Source organism: Amycolatopsis xylanica (genome assembly GCF_900107045.1).
GTDB lineage: Bacteria > Actinomycetota > Actinomycetes > Mycobacteriales > Pseudonocardiaceae > Amycolatopsis > Amycolatopsis xylanica.
In genome coordinates, this window is the sequence record NZ_FNON01000006.1 from 384,754 (window position 1) to 403,693 (window position 18,940).

The following is an 18,940-nucleotide window of genomic DNA, read 5'->3' on the forward strand; positions in this document are numbered from 1 at the left end:
CCCTGACTCGGCTATGTGGGTGAGGGCCTCCCTGACTCGGGTGGGTCGGGTGAAGGAGGCCCTGACTCGGCTATGTGGGTGAGGGCCTCCCTGACTCGGGTGGGTCGGGTGAGGGAGGCCCTGACTCGGCTATGTGGGTGAGGGCCTCCCTGACTCGGGTGGGTCGGGTGAGGGGAGCCCTGACCCGACTATCTGGGTGAGGGCCTCCCTGACTCGAGTGAGTTGGGTGAGGGGAGCCCTGACCCGACTATCTGGGTGAGGGCCTCCCTCACCCGGAGCGACTGGGTGGGGGAGGCCCTCACCCAGAGCTCAGGCCGCCCCGAGGCGAACGTCCGGCCGTACCCGGGAAGCGGCGACGGCGTAGGCGGCTTTCAGTTCGGCGAGCACTCCGGCCGGGTCCGTCCCGAGTCTGCTCGGCACTGTCTGCACGACGGTGATCCCAGCCGCGGCATAGCGGTTGTTCCGGGTGAGGGTTCGTGCGTAACCCTCACGGTAGAAATGGAACTCGAACGAATCGATTTCCCAGGCCAGTCCGATGTCGTCCCACCAAGCGTCCGGGCAGCCGACGTAGTGGCCCGCTTGGCTGTGCAATGGGACGTTCCAATGGCTCGGCGGGACGGGAAGCCGGTGGCTCAGTGCCTTGGCTCGGGCTTCGGCGATAGACCGGATGTTCGCCCATTCCTTGAGCAGGCGGCGAGGAATCGCCGTACCGCGCGTGGTTCCGATGTCGAGTTCGGCCAAAAGCGCCTCGGGTGCGCAACGGCCTCGCTGAATGGCTTCGATCAGGAGCTTTTGGATTGGGTCGACCGAACGGAGGCCGCGAACCGCGTCCGTGGTCGCGCGGACCAGCGGTGAAAGCAGCAGTTTGTTGCGAACGATCGGGGTCGGTGCTCGGCGAGTTCGTTCGACGGTGAGATAGTCGACGCTTCTGACCTTGATTTCGTGCGGATTGAGCACGTGAATACCCATGTCGTCGGGTAACTCGTCCGGGCTGAGACCGTGACGGCGGCAGGCCTCCACTCCGGTGAGCATGGCATCCGGTCCCGTGTAGAGCAGGGCACCGGTCGCGCGCTGGTCTTGGGTTGGTTTGCCGTTGTGCCGGAGAATGATTCCTGGCAGCAGTATTTGCCATGGCCCGCCGGGCAGGCACCTGTCGTAAATCGTCGAGCTGTGGATTCCGGCTTCTTCGAGGTCGGCGGCCCTGACCACGCCGAGTCTGCTGCGTTCTCGAAGTAGTTCAGGATGGCCTTCCCATCTCCCCCTATTGGTCATGCCCACCATCGTGACCATGACGAACGCCGATCCACCACCCCCTTCAGGGCAACCTGTGGATAACTCGCCTTTTCCAATGACCCTGTGGATAACCCCGCCCGAAAACACGAAAAGGCCCCTTCGACAAGCTAGGCTTGCCGAAGGGGCCCTTCGCGAAAAACGTCAGACGCGCTTGAAAAGCAGGGCGCGCTTCACTTCCTGAATTGCCTTGGTGACCTGGATTCCACGGGGGCAGGCGTCCGTGCAGTTGAAGGTGGTGCGGCAGCGCCACACACCCTCGGAGTCGTTCAGGATGTCCAGCCGCTCTTCGGCGCCCTCGTCGCGGGAGTCGAAGATGAAGCGGTGGGCGTTGACGATCGCCGCCGGGCCGAAGTACGAGCCGTCGTTCCAGTAGACCGGGCAGGACGAGGTGCAGCAGGCGCAGAGGATGCACTTGGTGGTGTCGTCGAAGCGGTCGCGGTCGGCCTGGGACTGGATGCGCTCGCGGGTGGGCTCGTTGCCGTAGGCGATGAGGTACGGCTTGACCGACCGATACGCCTCGAAGAACGGGTCCATGTCGACGTAGAGGTCCTTCAACGTCGTCAGGCCCTTGATCGGGGCGATGGTGATGACCGTCTGCTTGCCGTCCTTGGAGAGCAGGTCCTTCATGAGGACCTTGCACGCCAGGCGGTTGATGCCGTTGATCTGCATCGCGTCGGAGCCGCACACGCCGTGGGCGCAGGACCGGCGGAACGAGAACGTGCCGTCGATGTAGTCCTTGACGTAGAAGAGCAGGTTGAGCAGCCGGTCGGTGCGCTGCGCGGGGACGTCGTAGGACTCCCAGTGGGGCTCTTCGTCGATCTCCGGGTTGAACCTGAGGATCTTCAGCGTGACCGTGATCGGGGTGTGGTCGGTCTCGGACGACGCGGGAGCTTCGGTTGCCGTGGTCATCAGTACTTACGCTCCATCGGTTCGTACCGGGTGAAGGTGACCGGCTTGTAGTCGAGCCGGATGTCGGCGGAGAGGCCCTCGCCCTGCTTGTAGGCCATGGTGTGGCGCATGAAGTTCGTGTCGTCGCGGTTCGGGTAGTCCTCGCGGGCGTGGCCGCCGCGGGACTCCTTGCGCGCCAGCGCGCCGACGACCAGTACCTCGGCCAGCTCCAGGAGGAAGCCGAGCTCGGCGGCCTCGAGAAGGTCGGTGTTGTACCGCTTTCCCTTGTCCGCCACCGTGATGCGCGAGTAGCGCTGCTTCAGGGCCTGCACGTCGGTGAGTGCCTGCTTGAGCGTCTCCTCGGTGCGGTACACCGAAGCGTGCGAGTCCATCGTGCGCTGGAGCTCGGTGCGGATGTCGGCCACCCGCTCCTCGCCGTGCTCGCTCAGCAGCAGGGCCAGCTGCTCTTCGACGACGACGGCCGGGTTCTCCGGCAGCTCGACGAAGTCGTGCGCCAGCGCGTACTCGGCGGCCGCGATGCCGGCGCGGCGGCCGAACACGTTGATGTCGAGCAGCGAGTTGGTGCCGAGGCGGTTGGAGCCGTGCACCGAAACACAGGCGACCTCGCCCGCGGCGAACAGGCCGGGGATGACGTGTTCGTTGTCGCGCAAGGCTTCGCCGTGGACGTTGGTCGGGATGCCGCCCATCACGTAGTGACAGGTCGGGAACACCGGCACGGGCTCCTTGACCGGGTCGACGCCCAGGTAGGTCCGGGAGAACTCCATGATGTCCGGGAGCTTCGCGTTCAGCGTCTCCTCGGGGATGTGCGTGACATCCAGCACCACGTAGTCCTTGTTCGGGCCGCAACCGCGGCCCTGCAGCACTTCCTGCACCATCGACCGCGCCACGATGTCACGCGGCGCGAGGTCCTTGATGGTCGGCGCGTAGCGCTCCATGAACCGCTCGCCGGAGGCGTTGCGCAGGATCCCGCCCTCGCCGCGGACGGCTTCGGAGATCAGGATGCCCAGGCCCGCGAGGCCGGTCGGGTGGAACTGGAAGAACTCCATGTCCTCCAGCGGGAGGCCCTTGCGGAAGATGATGCCGAGGCCGTCACCGGTGAGGGTGTGCGCGTTCGACGTCGTCTTGAAGATCTTGCCCGCGCCGCCGGTCGCGAACACGATCGACTTGGCCTGGAAGATGTGCAGTTCGCCGGTCGCCAGCTCGTAGGCGACGACGCCCGACGCGATCGGGTCGCCGTTCTCGTCCGGGGTCAGCACCAGGTCGAGCACGTAGAACTCGTTGAAGAACTCGGTGCCGTGCTTGACGCAGTTCTGGTACAGCGTCTGGAGGATCATGTGCCCGGTGCGGTCCGCGGCGTAGCAGGCGCGACGGACCGCGGCCTTGCCGTGGTCACGGGTGTGGCCGCCGAAGCGGCGCTGGTCGATCTTGCCCTCGGGCGTGCGGTTGAACGGCAGGCCCATCTTCTCGAGGTCGAGCACCGCGTCGATGGCCTCTTTCGCCATGATCTCGGCGGCGTCCTGGTCGACCAGGTAGTCGCCACCCTTGATCGTGTCGAAGGTGTGCCACTCCCAGTTGTCCTCTTCGACGTTCGCGAGCGCGGCGCACATGCCGCCCTGCGCCGCACCGGTGTGCGACCGCGTCGGGTAGAGCTTGGTGAGAACCGCGGTGCGGGCGCGCTGGCCGGACTCGATGGCCGCGCGCATCCCGGCGCCACCGGCGCCGACGATCACCACGTCGTACTTGTGGAACTGCATGTCAATTGCTCCGTGGTGGTGGGTCAGCTGGCCGGGATGTTCGGGTCGAACGTGAAGATCACCATGGTGCCGACGGCCAGGATGAGCGCCATCGAGACGTAGAGCACGATCTTCAGCCAGAACCGGGTGCTGTCCTTGCGGGCGTAGTCGTCGATGATCGTGCGGAGGCCGTTGCCACCGTGGATCTCGGCGAGCCAGAGCATCGACAGGTCCCAGAACTGCCAGAACGGGGACGCCCAGCGCCCGGCGACGAAGCCCCAGTTGATCCGGTGCACGCCGCCGTCGAGGATGTTCATGATCAGCAGGTGGCCGAGCACCAGGATGATCAGCGCGAGACCGGAGATGCGCATGAACAGCCAGCTGTAGAGCTCGAAGTTGCTGCGGCGCGCGTTCGGGCGCTTCGGGGCGCGCGGCTTCGCGAGTGCGAGGTCGGCCATGATCAGTTACCCCCGAAGAGCGTCTCGACGGTGCGCTTCAACATGAAGAACGCGCCGGGCAGCATGACCGCGACCCAGATCACGGCGATGGTCCACAGCATGGGCTTCTGGTACTTCGGGCCCTTTTCCCAGAAGTCGACCAGCATGACCCTGATGCCGTTCAGCGCGTGGTAGAGCACCGCGCCGACGAGGCCCACCTCGAGGAGGTTGACGATCGGGGTCTTGTAGGTCTCGATGACCTGGTCGTAGGTGTTCGGCGACACGCGCACCAGCGCGGTGTCGAGCACGTGCACGAACAGGAAGAAGAACGTGAGCACGCCGGTGATGCGGTGCAGCACCCAGGACCACATACCGGGGTCGCCCCGGTAGAAGGTTCCTTTACGGCGTGAGGCACCCGCCCGATCGCTCGCGCCCGCCTCCGTGGCGGTGCTAGCCGTGGTGGACATCGGTGAACGGCCTCCAACGTCATGGCTTGAGCCCGAAGCGATGACATCGAGCTTTTATGGATAAACGGATGCTAGACCCGCAGTGTCCGACCGGCTCAACCTCGGGTTCCTCTCTGTGATGGACGAGACAGCGCCCGCGTCAGGTCCGGGTGGCCGAGAACGCCGACGAACGGGCCTTGAGCCATCGAACATCAGACCTTTACCGTGTCGTGCACCTGTGTGCGTGTAGCGCTCAGTGCTGCGAAGATGCCCCGAAAAACGGACATTCGGCCAAATGGGCTGTTGGATGTTGTTGGTTATTGACTGATTGTGCGAGATATCATACGTTTTGGTCTTGTTAGTCATCCGATCTATCGGCTTGAGTTCACGATGGAGTGACCGATGCCCGAGCAGCACGATGGGTTCCCTCGACGCGAGCTGCTCGGCGGTGCGCTCGCCGGGATCGCGCTGACCGCGCTGCCCGCCACGGCGAACGCCGAGGTCGAAGCCGCCGCGGAGTGCTTTGTGGACAGCCACATGAGCACCGACCGGGAGTGGGAACGTTTTCTCGCCGGTCAGGACCCGGTTTGGCAGCGCATGCCGCGCACTTGGTACGAGGGCCCCTTCCTGGGCAACGGCTTCGTCGGCGCGCAGGTCTACCGCGAGCTGAACGCGGTGAAGTTCACCGTCGACCACAGCGAATCGCAGGACCACCGGCCCGCGAACGGCAACGAGTGGGGTGTCGCCCGGCTCCCGATCGGGAAAGTGCTGCTCAAGCCGGTGGGCACGATCACGGGCGCCGACCTCCGGCTCGATCTCTGGAACGCGGAATTGACCGGTCGGGTGACCACCGACAAGGGGACGCTCGACGTCCGCGCGTTCGTGCACGGCCAGAAGGACGTGCTCGCCATCGAGGTCAGGCCGAGCGCGGGGGAGCGCGCGTTCGAACTGACCTTCGTGCCGCTTCCAGCGGTCAGCCCGCGCATCATCAGGGAGAACCCGCCCGCGGGGTTCGAGCCGAACCCCGCGTGGATCACGCATGCCGAGGGCGAGCTGAACTTCGTCACGCAGCCGCTGTTCGCGGGCGGCCAGACGGCGACCGCGTACCGGATCAGACGCTCCGCGCGCGGCCGTGAGCTGCTGCTTTCCACCGCGCACAGCTTTCCGGGCACCGAGGCGGAAGCGCGGGTGCGCGACGCGGTGCGCTGGTCGTCCGGTGTGGACGCACTGCGTCCCGGCCACCGGAACTGGTGGCACGCGTTCTACCGCAAGAGCTTCCTTTCGCTTCCGGACGCGAAGCTGCAGAGCTTCTACTGGATCCAGCTGTACAAGCTGGCGTCCGCCGCGCGCGCCGAGGCGCCGATCATGGCCACCACCGGGCCATGGCTGGAGCCGACGCCGTGGCCGTCCGTTTGGTACAACCTCAACGCTCAGCTCGAATACTGGCCGGTGCACGGGTCCAACCACCTCGAACTCGACCCGATCCCGCGCTCGATCCGCGAGAACCAGCAGACGCTGATCGACGGCCTGCGGCCCGAGTACCGCGCCGATTCGATGGGCCTGCGCCGCAGCGCCGACGCGCGGTTCGCCGACGCCGGGTACGTCGGCGTGCCGAACCCGAACTCCGACGCCGAGATCGGCGACCTGCCCTGGCTGCTGCACAACGCCTGGCTGTCTTATCGGCACACGATGGACGTCTCGATCCTGCGCGACGTCGTGTTCCCCGTGCTGCGCAAGGCGATGAACTACTACCTGCACTTCCTCGCGCCCGGCGCGGACGGCCGCCTGCACCTGCCGCCGACGTTCTCGCCGGAGTACGGCCGCGCGCCGGACTGCAACTACGACCTCGCGCTGATCCGCTGGAGCTGCCAGACGCTGCTCGACTCGGCCAAGACGCTGGGCATCACCGACCTGCTCGCCCCGAAGTGGCGCGAGGTGCTCGACAAGCTCGTCGACTACCCGGTCGACGAGCACGGCCTGATGGTCGGCACCGGCGTCCCGTTCGCCAAGTCGCACCGGCACTACTCGCACATATTGGCCGCGTATCCGCTGTATCTGATCAATGTGGACAGTCCGGCCGAGGCCGGCCTGATCGCGAAGTCGCTGGCGCACTGGATCAGCTTCGAGGGCGCGCTGCGCGGCTTCAGCTTCACGGGCGCGTCCTCACTGTCGGCGGCGCTGGGCAGGGGAGACGACGCGCTGAAGCATCTGCGCGAGTTCGTCGCGCGGTTCGCCCAGCCCAACACGATGTACTACGAGGCAGGGCCCGTCATCGAGACGCCGCTCTCGGCCGCGCAGTCCGTGCACGACATGCTGTGCCAGAGCTGGGGCGACACCATCCGGATCTTTCCCGCGGTGCCGGCTGCCTGGCGGGACCTCACCCTGCACGATTTCCGCACGCAGGGCGCTTTCCTCGTGAGCGCCGTGCGCAAGGCGGGCGTGACGACGTTCGTGCGGGTGCGCAGTCTCGCCGGGCAGCCTCTCAAGCTGCGGACCGGCATCGTTGGCGCGCTGGAGGTCCGCGGTGCGCGCCGGTGGAAGCAACTTCCCGACGGTATGGTCGAAATCGAACTCCCGCGTGGTGGCGAGGCGCTCGTGCACGCGCGTGGACACCGGCCTGACACGACCATCGCGCCGGTGCCGATCAGTGAGCCGTCGCAGCCGTGGGGCCTGCCCGCGCTGGCGCCCGGCGGTCAGCTGGTGCCGGTCGATCTGTCCACTGTGGTCAACTCGGACGGCGTTACCAGTGAGTTCTACCTCGGTGACGGTGACTTCGACGGCTCCGGCAACACCTACCCGGCGGCCCAGCTGCCGCAGACCGGACAGGTCACCGACGACGGTGTGCCGTTCCTGTTCGTCAACGGCAGCGAGGGCACGCCCAACAACGTCGTCGGCGCTGCCACGATCCCGGTGCCGCAAGGGAAATACACGACGTTGCACGTGCTCGGCGCCGCCGACACCGCCAATAGCAACGGCAAGATCACGGTGACCTATGTAGACGGTGTGGTCGAAATCCCGCTGCGGCTCACCGCTTGGCGCAGTGCCGCCGCGTTCGGCGAGAGCGAAGCCGTCACCACCAATCTGATGCACGCCAAGACGGGCATCCAGAACGTCAAGCTCGCGATCTTCCACCAGAAGATCCCGCTCGACCCGGCGCGCGAGATCGCGTCGATCGCACTCCCCGCCGCCACCACACCACGGCCGCATCTGTTCGCGGTCACCCTGGAGAAGGGGAAGTCATGACAGGTTTCGACCGTAGGAAAGCGCTTACATTGGGGGCGGGCGCACTCGGCGCGCTGGCATTGGGTGTCTCGCCGGCACAGGCGGCGAGCTGGCAGTTGCGCTGGAGTCCCACGCCGGCGAAGGACGGGCTGAACGCCTTCGAGGGCCTGGAGGATGACCGCTCGCACTCGCACCCGGGCGTCAAGCACATCTACACCGAAGGCGATCACTGGCGTTTCGACATGCACACCCAGGACCGCGATGGCTCCGACCGCCAGCGCAACGAGTGCAAGGGCATGCGGGGTGACGGCAAGACGTACCCGATCCTGAAGGACACCACCTGGCGCATCCAGTACCAGGCGTTCTGGCCGTCGGAGCTGACGGCGACGACTTCGTTCACGCACATCGCGCAGATGAAGGTCTCCGACGTCGGCCCGCCGCTGTTCACGCTGACCCCGCGTGCGAAGGGGCCCAAGGGCGGCGTGCTGACCATCGACGGCGACTCGGGCGGCGGCCGCGATCTCGCGGACTACGCGCCGTTGCAGAACAAGTGGATCGACGTGCTGTTCGAGCTGAAGGCGTCGCATTCCGGTTACCTGCGGGTGCAGATCAAGAACGGCTCGACCGTGGTCCACGACAGCAGGAAGAATGCGGACCTGTGGCGTGACAAGAACTATCTCAAGCCCAAGTGGGGCGTCTATCGCAGCATCAAGAGCTCCGGACTGAAGAACTGCTACCAGCTCATCCGCAACTACCAGAGTTACCAACTCGTTTAAGGGTGGCGAACTTGAAGAGACTGGCGAAGAGATTCGGTGCCGCCGTGTCCGCGGCGGCGATGGTGTTCACCGTTCCCGTGCTCGCGGCGCCGGTGGCGGAGGCACTGCCGGACGGGCTCGCGCTGACCCCGCCGATGGGGTTCAACAACTGGAACACCACCGGCTGCAAGATCGACGAGAAGATGATCCGCGACATGGCGGACATCTTCGTCGACAAAGGACTGAAGGCCGCGGGCTACCAGTACGTCAACGTGGACGACTGCTGGGCCGAGCCGCAGCGCAACGCCGAGGGCAAGCTGGAGGGCAACAAGCTCACCTTCCCCAGCGGCATGAAGGCGCTGGGCGACTACATCCACTCGAAGGGCCTCAAGTTCGGCATCTACACCAGCGCGGGCACGGTCACCTGCGCGAAGACCATGCCGGGTGGGCTCGACCACGAGGACGTCGACGCGCAAACGTTTGCGGACTGGGGTGTCGACTACCTCAAGTACGACAACTGCAACAACCAGGGCCGTCCGGCGCTGGAGCGCTACACGAAGATGCGTGACGCGCTCAAGAAGACCGGGCGCCAGATCGTCTACTCGCTGTGCGAGTGGGGCGACAACAAGCCGTGGGAATGGGGCAAGGACGTCGGCCACCTGTGGCGCACGACCGGTGACATCAAGGACAACTGGTCCTCGATGCTCAACATCGTCAAGAAGAACGCGCCGCTCGCGCCGTACGGCGGGCCGGGGCACTGGAACGACCCCGACATGCTGGAGATCGGCAACGGCGGCATGTCCACTGTGGAGTACGAGTCGCACATGTCGCTGTGGTCGATCATGGCGGCGCCGCTGCTGATCGGCTCCGATCTGCGCAAGGTGAGCAAGGAGAACTTCGAGGTACTGCTGAACCAAGAGGTGATCGCGATCGACCAGGACGCGAAGGGCGTCCAGGGCGCCGTGCTGTCCCAAAAGGACGGTCACTGGGTCTTCGCGAAGCCGCTGGCCAACGGTGACGTGGCGGTGGCGTTGTTCAACGAGAACACCACCAGCGCGACCATCGGGACCAACGTCGCCGCGCTCGGCCTGCCGCGGTCGCCCGGCTACAGCGTGCGTGACCTGTGGAAGCACAAGACGTATCAGAGCGCCGGGCAGATCTCCGCGCTCGTGCCGCCGCACGGCACCGCGATGTTCCGCATCAAGGCGGGCGGGGACTGGCCGCGCCACGAGCCGCTGGTCGGCGCGGGTCTCGAGTTCGCCGCCACGGTCAGTGGCGTGCCCGGCGACCTCGTCCCGGCAGGGAAGCCGTTCGAAGCCACGGTTTCGGTCACCAACCACGCCCGTCTCCCGATCTTCGCGCCCAAGGTCTCGCTGACCGCGCCCGCGGGCTGGAAGATCGAGCAGCTCTCGCGTCCTCGCAAGTGGATACTCGGCGCCGACGAGTCGGCGACCGGACGTTGGCGGATCACGCCACCAGCCGGTTCCGAGGGCACGGTGACGGCGCTGCACAGCGAGACGCGGTACGACACGCTGGGCTTCGGCCGGATCGAGCAGTCCGGTGACTCCCCGGTGACCGTGCCCGCGGCACCGCCGGCCGGGGCGGCCTACGCGAGTGATTTGCGCTGGTACGCCGAGAAGAACGGCTACGGCAACATCGAGCGTGACATGTCCAACGGCGGCATCCCCGACAAGGACGGCAAGCCGCTGACCATCAACGGCGTCCGCTACGCCAAGGGCCTGGGCGCGCACGCGCCGAGTGAGCTGGTCTTCTACACCGGCGGCCGCTGCACGGCGTTCAGCACCGACGTCGGCATCGACGACGAGAAGGAACCGGCGAACCTGCGCGGCTCGGCGACCTTCGAGGTCTATTCCGACGGCAAGAAGACGGCCGGTTCCGGGCTGCTGACCTATCTGGACCCGGCGTCACACTTGACAGCGGACATCACCGGCGCCCAGTACGTGAAGCTCGTGGTCACCGACGGTGGCGACGGCAACTCCTACGACCGGGGCGACTGGGCGGGCGCGCGGTTCACCTGCCAGTAGTCCCTGACCAGGCCCTACGTCGCTTTACCCCGAAAGTGGCTTTCGTCAGATGAGACCTGACGAAAGTCACTTTCGGGCTAGTGGGGGCAGCCGGTCGCCGGGGGTCTCGGCGAGGAGGGAGCATCGCTGATCGCACGGTGTGTGACCGGTGCTACACAGTCGTCGGTCCGGTCGGTGGCTGCGACGGCGCGGGCGAAGCCACCCGATTGCCGGGTACTGCGTAAAGGGGAAACCGGATACCGTCGCCGCATGGGGAAGAAAATTGTATCTGTTTTCGCTTCGATGGCCGCATTTCTGGGGATAATGGTTTTCGGTGCGGGCGCCGCACATGCCGATGCCGTGTGCTACAACACCGGCATCGCGGGTGACGGGCACTCCGCGTGGACCACGTGCAACTACGTGAACAACCGGCCGAAGTACTACATCGTGATGAAGGCCTGCGGCCCGGGCAGCTGCAGTGATCAGGCGTCGAATGTCGTCAACGTCGGTCAGCAGGCGGTCATTCGCAGCTCCGGTTATCTGGCCGGTAATATGACCATCATCGCCGTCTGGTAATTGCCCTGATCGGTTTACCTCTTACGGCTCCTGACCGATCGGTCGGGAGCCGTAAGTATTGTCACGGTATGTGATCAGCTCGTCGCTCGGGCGGTGCGTGAGTAAACATTTGGGTTACGTAGCGTGCCTTTCCTATGGCGTCTTCCCACCATGCGGGTACGGTTCGCCAGTCGAACCGCGCATCCCTGCGCGGATTCGTTCTCGAACATCCGCTGAAACGGCGGGGAGGGAGACACACCTTGCTTCGCATGCGTGGAACCGCGCTGGCGGCGGTGGCCATGGCCGGTCTGCTGACGCTCTCGGCTTGCAGCGGTTCGGACACAGGCAGCGGCTCGACGCCGGCGCCCGGCAACGGCAGCGGCGCCCCGGCGTCGGTCAAGGTCGGGCTGGCCTATGACATCGGTGGCCGCGGCGACCAGTCGTTCAACGACTCGGCGGCGCGCGGCCTGGACAAGGCCAAGGCCGAGTCCGGTATCGAGGTCAAGGAGCTGGAAGCGGCGGCGGGTGAGACCGACGCGCAGAAGGAAGACCGGCTGCGCACACTGGCCGAGCAGGGCTACAACCCGATCATCGCGATCGGCTTCGCCTACCAGGGCGCTGTCGGCAAGGTCGCCAAGGACAACCCGAACGTCAAGTTCGCGATCGTCGACGACTTCACGCCCGGCACGGACGACGGCGCGAACATCGCGAACCTGACCTTCGCCGAGAACGAGGGCTCGTTCCTGGTCGGCGTCGCCGCGGCGCTGAAGAGCAAGACCGGCAACGTGGGCTTCATCGGCGGTGTGAACACCCCGCTGATCCAGAAGTTCGAGGTCGGCTTCGCCGCCGGTGCCAAGGCCGCCAAGCCGGGCATCACCGTGCAGTCGAAGTACCTGACCCAGCCGCCGGACTTCACCGGCTTCAACGACCCCGCCAAGGGTGAGACCGCCGCGAACGGCCAGTTCGACCAGGGCGCCGACGTGGTCTACGCCGCGGCCGGTGGCTCGGGCAGCGGTGTCTTCAAGGCCGCCAAGGCCAAGAACAAGCTGGGTATCGGCGTCGACTCCGACCAGTACAACCTGCCGGCGCTGGCCGACGTCAAGGACGTGATCATCACCTCGATGATCAAGAAGGTCGACCTGGCCGTCTACGACTTCATCAAGTCGGTCAAGGACGGCAAGTTCCAGGCGGGCAACAAGGTCTACGACCTGAAGGCGGGCGGTGTCGAGTACGCCACGAGCGGCGGCAAGATCGACGACATCAAGACCCAGCTCGAGGACTACAAGACGAAGATCACGTCGGGCGAGATCAAGGTCCCCGCGACCAAGTAACTTCTCCGCCTTTTAAGATCTGGTAGTACAGATGGGCCCGAAGCGGCTAACCCGCTTCGGGCCCGTCACCGTTCGTGAGGAGCGTGCACGATCAGCGAGGATTCAGCCGCACCACGGCACCCCAGTTACGCCGTTGAACTCAAGGGCATCACCAAACGGTTCCCCGGCGTCGTCGCCAACTCCGACATCAACGTCGGCGTGCGGGGCGGCACAGTGCATGCTCTCGTCGGTGAGAACGGCGCGGGCAAGTCGACACTGATGAAGACCCTGTACGGGATGCACCGTCCCGACGAGGGCACCATCACCATCGACGGCGCCGAAGTGACCTTCCACAACCCGGCCGACGCGATCGCCGCCGGGATCGGCATGGTCCACCAGCACTTCATGCTGGCCGACAATTTCACCGTACTGGAAAACGTGGTGCTCGGCACCGAGCCCAAAACCGGCATGTCGCTGGACTTCAAGGCCGCCCGCGCGAAGATCAAGGAGATCTCCGCGCGCTACGGCCTCGGCGTCGACCCGGACAGTCTCGTCGACAACCTCGGGGTGGGTGAGCGGCAGCGGGTCGAGATCCTCAAAGTGCTCTACCGCGGCGCCCGCATCCTGATCCTGGACGAGCCGACCGCCGTGCTCGTGCCGCAGGAAGTCGACGAACTCTTCGGCAATCTGCGCGATCTCAAGGCCGAAGGCCTGACGATCCTGTTCATCTCGCACAAGCTCGACGAGGTGCTTTCGGTCGCCGACGACATCACGGTCATCCGGCGCGGCACTACCGTCGCGAGTGTCGAGCCGGGCGAGGTCACCGCGCGTCAGCTCGCCGAGCTCATGGTCGGCAGCGCGCTGCCGGTGCCGGAGCTGCGCGAGTCGACCGTGACCACCACCCCGGTGCTCGAGGTTTCGGGACTGAGCGTGACCGGCTCCGACGGCCGGACCGTGCTGTCGGACATGTCGTTCACCATCCACGCGGGCGAGGTGCTCGGCATCGCGGGTGTCGAGGGCAACGGGCAGGCCGAGCTGGTCGAGGCGCTGATGGGCATCCGCCCGCTCGCCGGCGGCCGGGTTTCCTTGCAGGGCAAGGATCTCGCCAAGGAGTCCACTCGGGACCGCCGCGACGCCGGGATGGCGTACGTGCCGGAGGACCGGCACCGCCAGGGCCTGCTGCTGGAGGGCACGCTCTGGGAGAACCGCATCCTCGGGCACCAGACGAAGGCGCCGAGCGTCAAGGCGGGCGGGCTGCTGCTCGACCGCAAGGGCGCGCGCGAGGACACCGAGCGCATCGTCAAGGACTACGACGTGCGCACGCCGGGCATCGAGGTCGCCATCGCGTCGCTGTCCGGCGGCAACCAGCAGAAACTGATCATCGGCCGCGAGATGAGCGGGAACCCGGTGCTGCTGCTCGCCTCCCACCCCACACGCGGGGTGGACGTCGGCGCGCAGGCCGCCATCTGGGAGCACATCCGCCGCGCCCGCGCCGAGCACCTCGCGGTGCTCATGATCTCCGCCGACCTCGACGAGCTGATCGGCATGTCCGACCGGCTCGCGGTCATCCTGCGCGGCAAGCTCGTCGCCGAATACGACCCGAAGTCGGTCACGCCAGAGGAGCTCGGCTCCGCGATGACCGGCGCGGGCGAGGGAGTGTCCTGATGGGACGATTTTCAGTCCGCTCGATCTCGCTGGGACTGGCGGCGCCGGTCGCGGCGCTGGTCTTCGCGCTGCTGGTGTGCTCGCTGATCCTCGCCGGGACCGGGCACCCGCCGATCGACGTGCTCGACCAGATGGTCAAGTCGGTGCAGCGGCCGCGCACGCTGGTCAACTCGATCAACAGCGCGACCACCTACTACCTGTCCGCGGTCGCGGTCGCCATCGGCTTCCGCATGCGGCTGTTCAACATCGGCGTCGACGGCCAGTACCGGCTCGCGGCCATGCTGGCGGCGGCGTTCGCCGGCTCGTCGTTCCTGTCCGGGATGCCGTCGTTCGTGCGGATCCTGCTGACCCTGATCGCCGCCATGGCGGTCGGCGCGATCTGGGCGGGCATCGCCGGGTTCCTCAAGGTGACGCGGGGCGTCAGCGAGGTCATCTCGACCATCATGCTGAACGCGATCTCCACCGCGATCGTGGCGTACCTGCTCAACGCGGACCGGCTGGCCGTGAAGGTGGCCGGGAGCAACAACATCGGCACCGCGACGATCACCGAGGGCGGGCGCGTGCCCGGCTTCGCCTACACCGGGTCGTCGTCGAAGATCTTCGGCCTGATCATCCTGGCCGCGCTGGTCGGGTTCCTCTACTGGTTCATGCTCAACCGGACCCGGTTCGGCTTCGACCTGAAGGCGACCGGCCTGTCCGAGTCCGCCGCGGTCGCCAGCGGCGTGAACGTCAAGAAGATGGTGCTGGCGAGCATGCTGATCTCCGGCGCGATCGCCGGGCTGGTCGGCATGCCGCAGCTGCTCGGCTCGTCGTACTCGTACGCGCTGGACTTCCCGGCGGGGCTGGGCTTCACCGGTATCGCGATCGCGCTGCTCGGCCGGAACCACCCGGTGGGCATGGCGTTCGCCGCGTTCCTGTGGGGCGTGCTCGACCAGAGCTCGAACGTGCTCGACATTTCCGGTGTGCCCAAGGAGATCGTGGTGATCATGCAGGGGATCATCGTGCTTTCGGTGGTCATCGCCTACGAGCTCGTGCGCCGCTACCGGCTCAAGCTCGAACAGCGTGACGTCGGACGCGCGCTCGGCACGACCAAGACCGCGGCGGAGGTGTCGGCATGAGCGCCGGTGGACTGAGCGCGGGCGTCGAGGTCGCACCCGCGGGTGCGAAGCGGCGGCTGTCGCCGATGATCTATCTGTACCTCGCGGTCGCCGCGCTCGCGGTGGTGTCGCTGGTCCGGGTGCTCACCGGGGCGAACGACCTCACCTCGAGCGGCACGGTCGCGGCGGCGCTGACCGCCGCCGTGCCGATCGCGCTCGCCGGTCTCGGCGGGCTGTGGTCCGAGCGCGCCGGTGTGGTCAACATCGGTCTCGAAGGCATGATGGTGCTCGGCACCTGGGGCGCCGGTTTCGCCGGCTACCAGTGGGGTCCGTGGGTCGGCGTGCTGGCAGGCGTCGCGCTCGGCGCGGTCGGCGGGCTGATCCATGCGGTCGCGACCGTGACCTTCGGCGTCGACCACATCATCTCCGGTGTGGCGATCACGCTGGTGGCTCCCGGCCTGACGTTGTTTCTCGCGAAGCTCTACTTCGCGAAGGCGCCGGGTGGCGGGCAGAAGCAGTCGCCGCCGGTGGCCGATGTCCAGAAGGTGTCCATCCCGGGGTTGTCCTCGCTGCTCGGTGACCTGGAGCAGAAGCACTGGTTCCTGGTGTCCGATGTGGCCGGTCTGCTGCGCGGGCTGACCACCGGGCTTTCGCTGCTGACGCTCCTCGCCGTGCTGCTGCTCGTGGGCACCGCGTACGTGCTGTGGAAGACGCCGTTCGGCCTGCGGCTGCGGTCCTGCGGCGAGGCGCCGCACGCGGCGGAGTCGCTGGGCGTCAACGTGATCAAGTACAAGTACTCGGCGATCATCGCGTCCGGCGCGTTCGCGGGTCTCGGCGGCGCGATCCTCGCGGTCAGCTCTGGGCAGTTCCGCGACGGCCAGACCGGTGGCCGTGGTTACATCGGCCTCGCGTCGATGATCTTCGGCAACTGGCGGCCGGGTGGCCTGGCCGCGGGTGCCGGGCTCTTCGGTTACACGGACGCGATGCAGTTGCGTGGCGAGGAATCCGTGCACGCGCTGCTGTTGCTGCTCGGCCTCGCGCTGCTCGTGCTGGCGTTCATCCAGTTGCGCGCCAAGCGGTTCGCGGTCGCTTCGGTGGCCGTGGTGCTCGGCGCCGCGTTCATCCTGTGGTTCGCGACGACGGACAAGGCGCCGCCGGAGCTGGTCACGGCCGCCCCGTACGTGGTGACGCTGCTGGTGCTTTCCCTTGCGGCGCAACGACTTCGGGTTCCGAAGTACGTCGGCCAGATCTTCCGCCGCGGTGAGGGCTGATGAACATCGATTGGGACGCGCTGCGCACTCGCGCCGTCGAGGCGGCGGCGAGCGCGTATGCGCCCTACTCGGGCCTGCACGTCGGTGTCGCCGGGATCGTGGACGACGGACGGCTCGTGCTGGGCTGCAACGTCGAGAACGCGTCGTACGGGCTCGGGTTGTGCGCCGAGTGCACGATGGCCGGGCAGCTGCGGCTGTCCGGTGGCGGCAGGCTGGTCGCGGTGGCCTGCCGCAGCGGCGCCGGTGATCTGCTGATGCCGTGTGGACGGTGCCGCCAGGTGCTGTACGAACTCGGTGGCCCGGAGTGCCTTGTGGACACTCCGAGCGGGATTTTGCCGATGTCATCGGTGCTTCCGGACGCCTTTGGACCGGAGCACCTGCCCGCTTAGAGTGTTCCTATGAGCGAAACCTTCACCGCTGTCGACGTAATCCGTACGAAGCGGGACGGCGGCAGGCTCAGCGACGAGCAGATCGCCTGGGTCATCGACGCCTACACCCGCGGGGTGGTCGCCGAGGAGCAGATGTCGGCGCTGGCGATGGCGATCTTCCTGCGTGGCATGGATTCCGGGGAGATCGCCCGCTGGACCGGCGCGATGATCGACTCGGGGGAGCGGCTGGCGTTGCACGTCAGCCGTCCCACGGTCGACAAGCACTCGACCGGCGGCGTCGGCGACAAGATCACGCTGCCGCTGGCCCCGCTGGTCGCGGCCTGCGGCGCCGCCGTGCCTCAGCTCTCGGGTCGCGGCCTCGGCCACACCGGCGGCACCCTGGACAAACTCGAGTCCATCCCCGGCTGGCGCGCCGCACTGTCCACATCGGAAATCGTGCGCCAGCTCGACTCGGTCGGCGCGGTCGTCTGCGCGGCCACCGAAGGCCTCGCGCCCGCCGACCGCAAGCTCTACGCGCTGCGCGACGTGACGTCCACAGTGGAATCGATCCCGCTGATCGCCTCCTCGATCATGAGCAAGAAGATCGCCGAAGGCGCCTCCGGCCTGGTGCTCGACGTCAAGGTCGGCTCCGGCGCGTTCATGAAGAACCTCGACCAGGCCCGCGCTTTGGCCTCCCAGCTGGTCGAAATCGGCGTCGCGCACGGCGTCGCCACCTCGGCGTTGATCACGGACATGAGCACCCCGCTGGGTTCGGCCGTCGGCAACGCGGTCGAGGTCGCCGAGTCGGTGGAGGTCCTGCGCGGCCGCGGCCCCGCCGACGTCGTCGAGCTGACGGTGGCACTGGCCCGCGAGATGCTCGCGCTCGCCGGTCTGTCCGATGTGGACCCAGCGGCGGTACTCGCCTCCGGCAAGGCCTACGACGTGTGGTGCGCGATGATCTCGGCCCAAGGCGGAGACCCTTCCGCCCCGCTGCCTCGGCCTCGCCACATCGAGGTGGTCAAGGCCCCCAGCTCCGGAGTCTTGGCTTCCTTGGACGCCTACTCGGTCGGTGTCGCCGCCTGGCGCCTGGGCGCGGGCCGGGCCCGCAAGGAAGACCCGGTCCAGGCTGCCGCGGGCATCCTCTGCCTCGCGAAGCCCGGCGCCCCCGTCTCAGCGGGCGACCCGGTGCTGGAGCTCCACACGGACACGCCTGAGGCGGTTCCAGCGGCCCTGGCTGCCCTCGACGGCGCGTTCACCATCGCGGACGAGGCCCCCGAGGCTACGCCGCTGGTCCTGGAAACCCTGCGCGGCTGAACGCCCCTTAACCACCAGATCCCAGCCCCCGCCACTCCCAGGGGGCCGGCCCCACGTCCAGCTTATCGGTGACCCTGGGGCGGGAGGGTGACCAAGATCAACTTGAGGTGGGTTGTCCACAGTCGGGGCGGGGTGTGGACAGGGTGACGTTGTTGATCTTGGGTGGGCTTTTTTGTCGGGGGTGGGCGGTAGCGTGGATTCGGGGGCTGCTCAGGACGGGGGCGGGGGTGTTGTGCAGGGTTTTCGGCCGCTGAGTGGCCGAAAACCCCGCACAAAGAGGGTCGACGCTCCGCGAGCTGGGATGGGGTTCGACGATGTGGCGTTTGGGCCATGAGATGGCCCAAACGCCACATCGTGGGCTCAAAACCTGGGCTAAGTGACCGAAACCCGCGCAAGCGCTGCTGACGGAGTTGCTTTTGGGACACCTGGCGGCCCAAAAGCCACTCCGTGGGCTCGAAACCTGAGATTCCCAAGGTGGGCGACCCCGAGCGGCGGGCAGGGGCTGGCGTGCGCGTTTCGGGCCGCCCAGCGTCCCCAAACG

The 18,940-nt window shown here is 66.9% G+C and carries 15 protein-coding genes; 10 read left to right on the forward strand and 5 right to left on the reverse strand.

Annotation, left to right across the window (positions count from 1 at the left end; translation table 11 throughout):
* Positions 1-309 precede the first annotated feature (309 nt).
* From BLV57_RS28560 to sdhC, 5 genes are all read right to left on the reverse strand, one after another.
* Positions 310-1,290 carry a hypothetical protein gene (locus tag BLV57_RS28560; protein WP_245757553.1) on the reverse strand — a complete coding sequence of 327 codons (981 nt, stop codon included), beginning with the start codon at positions 1,288-1,290 and terminating at the stop codon, positions 310-312.
* A gap of 144 nt (positions 1,291-1,434) precedes the next feature.
* A complete protein-coding gene (locus BLV57_RS28565) occupies positions 1,435-2,202 on the reverse strand; it encodes a succinate dehydrogenase iron-sulfur subunit (protein ID WP_091293913.1) in 768 nt (255 codons plus the stop codon).
* Entirely contained in the window at positions 2,202-3,956 is a 1,755-nt protein-coding gene (gene sdhA / locus BLV57_RS28570) for a succinate dehydrogenase flavoprotein subunit (RefSeq protein ID WP_091293915.1), read from the reverse strand. The genes BLV57_RS28565 and sdhA overlap by 1 nt, the downstream gene beginning before the upstream one ends.
* A gap of 23 nt (positions 3,957-3,979) precedes the next feature.
* Positions 3,980-4,393 (reverse strand): succinate dehydrogenase hydrophobic membrane anchor subunit, encoded by a 414-nt coding sequence (locus BLV57_RS28575; protein ID WP_091293917.1) that lies wholly within the window; start codon positions 4,391-4,393, stop codon positions 3,980-3,982.
* Positions 4,394-4,395: 2 nt separating this feature from the next.
* Positions 4,396-4,839: a succinate dehydrogenase, cytochrome b556 subunit gene (gene sdhC / locus BLV57_RS28580; RefSeq protein WP_091293918.1), complete on the reverse strand. Its 444-nt coding sequence runs from the start codon at positions 4,837-4,839 to the stop codon at positions 4,396-4,398.
* 381 nt (positions 4,840-5,220) lie between these two features.
* Here sdhC and BLV57_RS28585 point away from each other — a divergent pair, with 381 nt between their 5' ends.
* The 10 genes from BLV57_RS28585 to BLV57_RS28630 all read left to right on the forward strand — a co-directional run bounded on the left by BLV57_RS28585 (position 5,221) and on the right by BLV57_RS28630 (position 18,399).
* Entirely contained in the window at positions 5,221-8,061 is a 2,841-nt protein-coding gene (locus tag BLV57_RS28585; RefSeq protein ID WP_091293920.1) for a glycosyl hydrolase family 95 catalytic domain-containing protein, read from the forward strand.
* Positions 8,058-8,816, forward strand: a complete 759-nt coding sequence (locus tag BLV57_RS28590; RefSeq protein ID WP_091293921.1) for a hypothetical protein — start codon at positions 8,058-8,060, stop codon at positions 8,814-8,816. The genes BLV57_RS28585 and BLV57_RS28590 overlap by 4 nt, the downstream gene beginning before the upstream one ends.
* 11 nt (positions 8,817-8,827) lie before the next feature.
* Entirely contained in the window at positions 8,828-10,840 is a 2,013-nt protein-coding gene (locus tag BLV57_RS28595; RefSeq protein ID WP_425426046.1) for an NPCBM/NEW2 domain-containing protein, read from the forward strand.
* 249 nt (positions 10,841-11,089) lie between these two features.
* Entirely contained in the window at positions 11,090-11,395 is a 306-nt protein-coding gene (locus BLV57_RS28600) for a hypothetical protein (protein ID WP_143047166.1), read from the forward strand.
* A gap of 248 nt (positions 11,396-11,643) precedes the next feature.
* Complete coding sequence (locus tag BLV57_RS28605) at positions 11,644-12,705, forward strand: BMP family ABC transporter substrate-binding protein (protein ID WP_091293924.1); 1,062 nt, start codon at positions 11,644-11,646, stop codon at positions 12,703-12,705.
* 90 nt (positions 12,706-12,795) lie between these two features.
* Positions 12,796-14,349: an ABC transporter ATP-binding protein gene (locus tag BLV57_RS28610; RefSeq protein ID WP_091293926.1), complete on the forward strand. Its 1,554-nt coding sequence runs from the start codon at positions 12,796-12,798 to the stop codon at positions 14,347-14,349.
* Positions 14,349-15,467: an ABC transporter permease gene (locus BLV57_RS28615; protein WP_091293928.1), complete on the forward strand. Its 1,119-nt coding sequence runs from the start codon at positions 14,349-14,351 to the stop codon at positions 15,465-15,467. Before BLV57_RS28610 ends, BLV57_RS28615 begins: the two co-directional genes overlap by 1 nt.
* On the forward strand, positions 15,464-16,717 hold the full coding sequence (locus tag BLV57_RS28620) for an ABC transporter permease (RefSeq protein ID WP_091293929.1): 1,254 nt from the start codon (positions 15,464-15,466) through the stop codon (positions 16,715-16,717). The genes BLV57_RS28615 and BLV57_RS28620 overlap by 4 nt, the downstream gene beginning before the upstream one ends.
* Positions 16,717-17,106, forward strand: coding sequence for a cytidine deaminase (locus BLV57_RS28625; RefSeq protein WP_378351619.1), 390 nt, complete (start codon positions 16,717-16,719; stop codon positions 17,104-17,106). The genes BLV57_RS28620 and BLV57_RS28625 overlap by 1 nt, the downstream gene beginning before the upstream one ends.
* A 9-nt stretch (positions 17,107-17,115) precedes the next feature.
* Entirely contained in the window at positions 17,116-18,399 is a 1,284-nt protein-coding gene (locus BLV57_RS28630; protein WP_091293933.1) for a thymidine phosphorylase, read from the forward strand.
* Positions 18,400-18,940 lie beyond the last annotated feature (541 nt).

Coding starts and splice junctions, on each gene's coding strand:
- BLV57_RS28590 (WP_091293921.1), top strand. CDS start 8,058: ATGACAGGTTTCGACCGTAGGAAAGCGCTTACATTGGGGGCGGGCGCA.
- BLV57_RS28630 (WP_091293933.1), top strand. CDS start 17,116: ATGAGCGAAACCTTCACCGCTGTCGACGTAATCCGTACGAAGCGGGAC.
- BLV57_RS28625 (WP_378351619.1), top strand. CDS start 16,717: ATGAACATCGATTGGGACGCGCTGCGCACTCGCGCCGTCGAGGCGGCG.
- BLV57_RS28560 (WP_245757553.1), bottom strand. CDS start 1,290: ATGGTCACGATGGTGGGCATGACCAATAGGGGGAGATGGGAAGGCCAT.
- BLV57_RS28605 (WP_091293924.1), top strand. CDS start 11,644: ATGCGTGGAACCGCGCTGGCGGCGGTGGCCATGGCCGGTCTGCTGACG.
- BLV57_RS28600 (WP_143047166.1), top strand. CDS start 11,090: ATGGGGAAGAAAATTGTATCTGTTTTCGCTTCGATGGCCGCATTTCTG.
- BLV57_RS28565 (WP_091293913.1), bottom strand. CDS start 2,202: ATGACCACGGCAACCGAAGCTCCCGCGTCGTCCGAGACCGACCACACC.
- BLV57_RS28585 (WP_091293920.1), top strand. CDS start 5,221: ATGCCCGAGCAGCACGATGGGTTCCCTCGACGCGAGCTGCTCGGCGGT.
- BLV57_RS28620 (WP_091293929.1), top strand. CDS start 15,464: ATGAGCGCCGGTGGACTGAGCGCGGGCGTCGAGGTCGCACCCGCGGGT.
- sdhA (WP_091293915.1), bottom strand. CDS start 3,956: ATGCAGTTCCACAAGTACGACGTGGTGATCGTCGGCGCCGGTGGCGCC.
- sdhC (WP_091293918.1), bottom strand. CDS start 4,839: ATGTCCACCACGGCTAGCACCGCCACGGAGGCGGGCGCGAGCGATCGG.
- BLV57_RS28575 (WP_091293917.1), bottom strand. CDS start 4,393: ATGGCCGACCTCGCACTCGCGAAGCCGCGCGCCCCGAAGCGCCCGAAC.
- BLV57_RS28615 (WP_091293928.1), top strand. CDS start 14,349: ATGGGACGATTTTCAGTCCGCTCGATCTCGCTGGGACTGGCGGCGCCG.